A 2465-nucleotide genomic window follows, 5' to 3' on the forward strand; every position below is an offset into this window, starting at 1 on the left:
AAAATTCCAAAGAAATATAGATGTAAGATTTAGTCAACTATCCGACGAAATAGCAGAAAGCGAGGAATGAATGTGAGTGAATTAATAAAAAGATTGAAAGTAGAACGAATTCAAGTAAGTAGCGCTGTACTCAATTACTCGAACTTTGATTATTGGGTAAATTGGGACGATATTGTTGACATCGTTGAAGATTACGACCAACTGCAACTCAATCCAAGTCAGCAGATTGTACTGGATTACTTGAAAGACAAGTGTAATCTCTATTCTTTTATAGCATACAAACCCTTTGAAGCAATCATAAGGCTCAGTATGCTAGACCCTGAAAAAAATGAGCTTAGAGTAACAAATACTATTGATGAACTAACATACCTACAACAATCCCAAGTCCTTGAAATATTCTCTCGATGGGCGCAAGAACAGGAGGAAGAGTGATGATACCGAAATTTCGAGCGTGGTGGATACAAGATGAAGTGATGACAAACATTTACACATTGGAGTTCTTGCAGGGTGGCATCAGGGTATCTGACGGATGTTGGCACGAGAAATTTTTAGGTGATGAAGTCATTCTCATGCAATCAACAGGACTGAAAGATAAAAATGATGTTGAGATTTTCGAGGGGGATATTGTTAGAGTTTTTGAATACGGTAGATACGGTGGAACATACAACGCGCCCGTAAGTTGGATTAGCTATAGCAACGAAGGCGAGCAATGGGCTTTTCACGGATTTACATGTATAGGAGTAAAAGAGATAGAACATCATTCAGAAGTAGAAAGCTTGTTCACTAGAGGATTTCTGACAAGGCAATTCGGGTCATGTGTACAACTTAGTGAGTTAACAAAAGATCCTCGTAATTCTATCAAAGTAATCGGCAACATCTACGAAAATCCAGAATTATTAAACCTACGTTAATCACCCGAATCATAGAGAGGAAATCATATGAGTTTGACGACAGATCAAATAAATAAATTATTAGGCATTAAAGAGAGCTATCAAGCATCCGCCAAGCTTTTAAAAATCCTTTTTGATAAGAAGAAAAGAGAAGAACTATTTAGAGCATTTTTAGAATTGGAAACGGATATGACTAGCGATTGGTTCCATGTGTATTTTGAAGAAGAACATGCGAACAAACTTAAATACGCTCAAGACTTTACTCCAGATTCGATTTCCAAGCTTTTAGCAGCACTGACTGGAAACGATACTGGAATTAGACTGGACGTTGCGAGCGGGACAGGAAGCCTAACTATTCAGCGTTGGCATGCTGATCGATGTACGATGACACCATTTGAATATCAACCATCTATGTTCTACTACCAGTGCGAAGAACTTTCAGACAGGGCTTTGCCTTTTCTATTGTTCAATCTGATGATTCGTGGAATGAATGCCACAGTAATTCATGGCGATTCGTTAAGTAGAGAAGTGAAACAAGCTTATTTTATCCAAAATGATAATGATGACTTTATGAATTTTAGTAGTTTGAATGTAATGCCTCACAGTAAGCAGACAGAGGAATATTTAGATATTAGAAAATGGTTGGATGAACCAATTAATCATATTGAAAGTCCGTTATCAGTGTTAAGTCGATTAGGACTAAAAAGAGAACCGGAACAAATAGCATTGTTTTAAAAAATAGGAGGCAGTTTATGAATTGGGCGGAGTTCTATTTCAAAATCACAACCATTGGTCAACTGGTGGGGTTTGCGTTTTTAATAATTGCAATGATAGTTTTGCTCGTAATGAAACAGTGGATTGCACATCGTCGAAGAAAAAAGTAAATTAACTCACCCAATCAAAGAAGAAAGAGGTATGAAGATGAAAGAATTAGATGAACTACTAAAAAAAGTCAAAGTGCCAGCATTTGTGGCTGAATATATTGAAGCACATCGTAAATGGGGTCCTGGAATATTTATTGGTGATTGGCTTGCTGACAACGATGCCGTAGATAAATGGCTATACAACAATAGTGAGAAAGAAAACAATCGTAGATTTCTAATTGCAGTAAAAGCTTTTGTCGAAGGCTACGAGGTCGAGGAAGAGCCGTTATTCTACATTAGACTAACTATACCTAGTTCTAGTGTCGTAGGATTATATTTAGGTTTTAACAAAGATGGTATATTCGACCACTCATATGGAAAACCTCATGTTACGTGGGATTGGAAATATACATTCACCGAACATGAAATCAAGTCAATAGACGAACGATACTGGCCGTTTGCGGTGCCAGTCGAGAAAGTGTAGGTGTGAGGATGATTAACAAAAAATACAAGACAGTTTATTCAAGTATTGTTCCAAAAGGATCAATTGGAACTTGTGTTGACGTGGAAGATGGAGTTGTTCTAGCTGCCAGGCTTGAGTTTGAAAACGGGGAATCATTTTGGTTTATGAAACGTGATCTGAAAGAGGTGGCGGAATAGTTACTTTAACCGATTCAATCACGGAGGATTTGTATGAAAGAAAAACTGATCA

General features: G+C 37.3%; 5 protein-coding genes. All 5 read left to right on the forward strand.

The annotated features are described in order from the left end of the window. Positions 1 to 72 precede the first annotated feature (72 nt). The 5 genes from RV04_RS12750 to RV04_RS13330 all read left to right on the forward strand — a co-directional run bounded on the left by RV04_RS12750 (position 73) and on the right by RV04_RS13330 (position 2413). On the forward strand, positions 73 to 432 hold the full coding sequence (locus RV04_RS12750) for a hypothetical protein (protein ID WP_143139512.1): 360 nt from the start codon (positions 73 to 75) through the stop codon (positions 430 to 432). After that, positions 432 to 911, forward strand: coding sequence for a YopX family protein (locus RV04_RS12755; protein WP_071858833.1), 480 nt, complete (start codon positions 432 to 434; stop codon positions 909 to 911). Before RV04_RS12750 ends, RV04_RS12755 begins: the two co-directional genes overlap by 1 nt. A 27-nt stretch (positions 912 to 938) precedes the next feature. Further along, positions 939 to 1625 carry an N-6 DNA methylase gene (locus RV04_RS12760; protein WP_071858834.1) on the forward strand — a complete coding sequence of 229 codons (687 nt, stop codon included), beginning with the start codon at positions 939 to 941 and terminating at the stop codon, positions 1623 to 1625. Positions 1626 to 1748: 123 nt separating this feature from the next. Then, positions 1749 to 2237, forward strand: coding sequence for a DUF1642 domain-containing protein (locus RV04_RS12765; protein WP_143139513.1), 489 nt, complete (start codon positions 1749 to 1751; stop codon positions 2235 to 2237). Between the two features lie 8 nt (positions 2238 to 2245). Continuing rightward, positions 2246 to 2413 carry a hypothetical protein gene (locus RV04_RS13330; RefSeq protein WP_169818217.1) on the forward strand — a complete coding sequence of 56 codons (168 nt, stop codon included), beginning with the start codon at positions 2246 to 2248 and terminating at the stop codon, positions 2411 to 2413. The last annotated feature ends 52 nt before the right edge of the window (positions 2414 to 2465 follow it).

Origin of the sequence: Enterococcus hermanniensis (assembly GCF_001885945.1) — a bacterium.
In the GTDB taxonomy this organism is placed as follows: domain Bacteria; phylum Bacillota; class Bacilli; order Lactobacillales; family Enterococcaceae; genus Enterococcus_A; species Enterococcus_A hermanniensis.

Coding starts and splice junctions, on each gene's coding strand:
- RV04_RS12755 (WP_071858833.1), top strand. CDS start 432: ATGATACCGAAATTTCGAGCGTGGTGGATACAAGATGAAGTGATGACA.
- RV04_RS12760 (WP_071858834.1), top strand. CDS start 939: ATGAGTTTGACGACAGATCAAATAAATAAATTATTAGGCATTAAAGAG.
- RV04_RS13330 (WP_169818217.1), top strand. CDS start 2,246: ATGATTAACAAAAAATACAAGACAGTTTATTCAAGTATTGTTCCAAAA.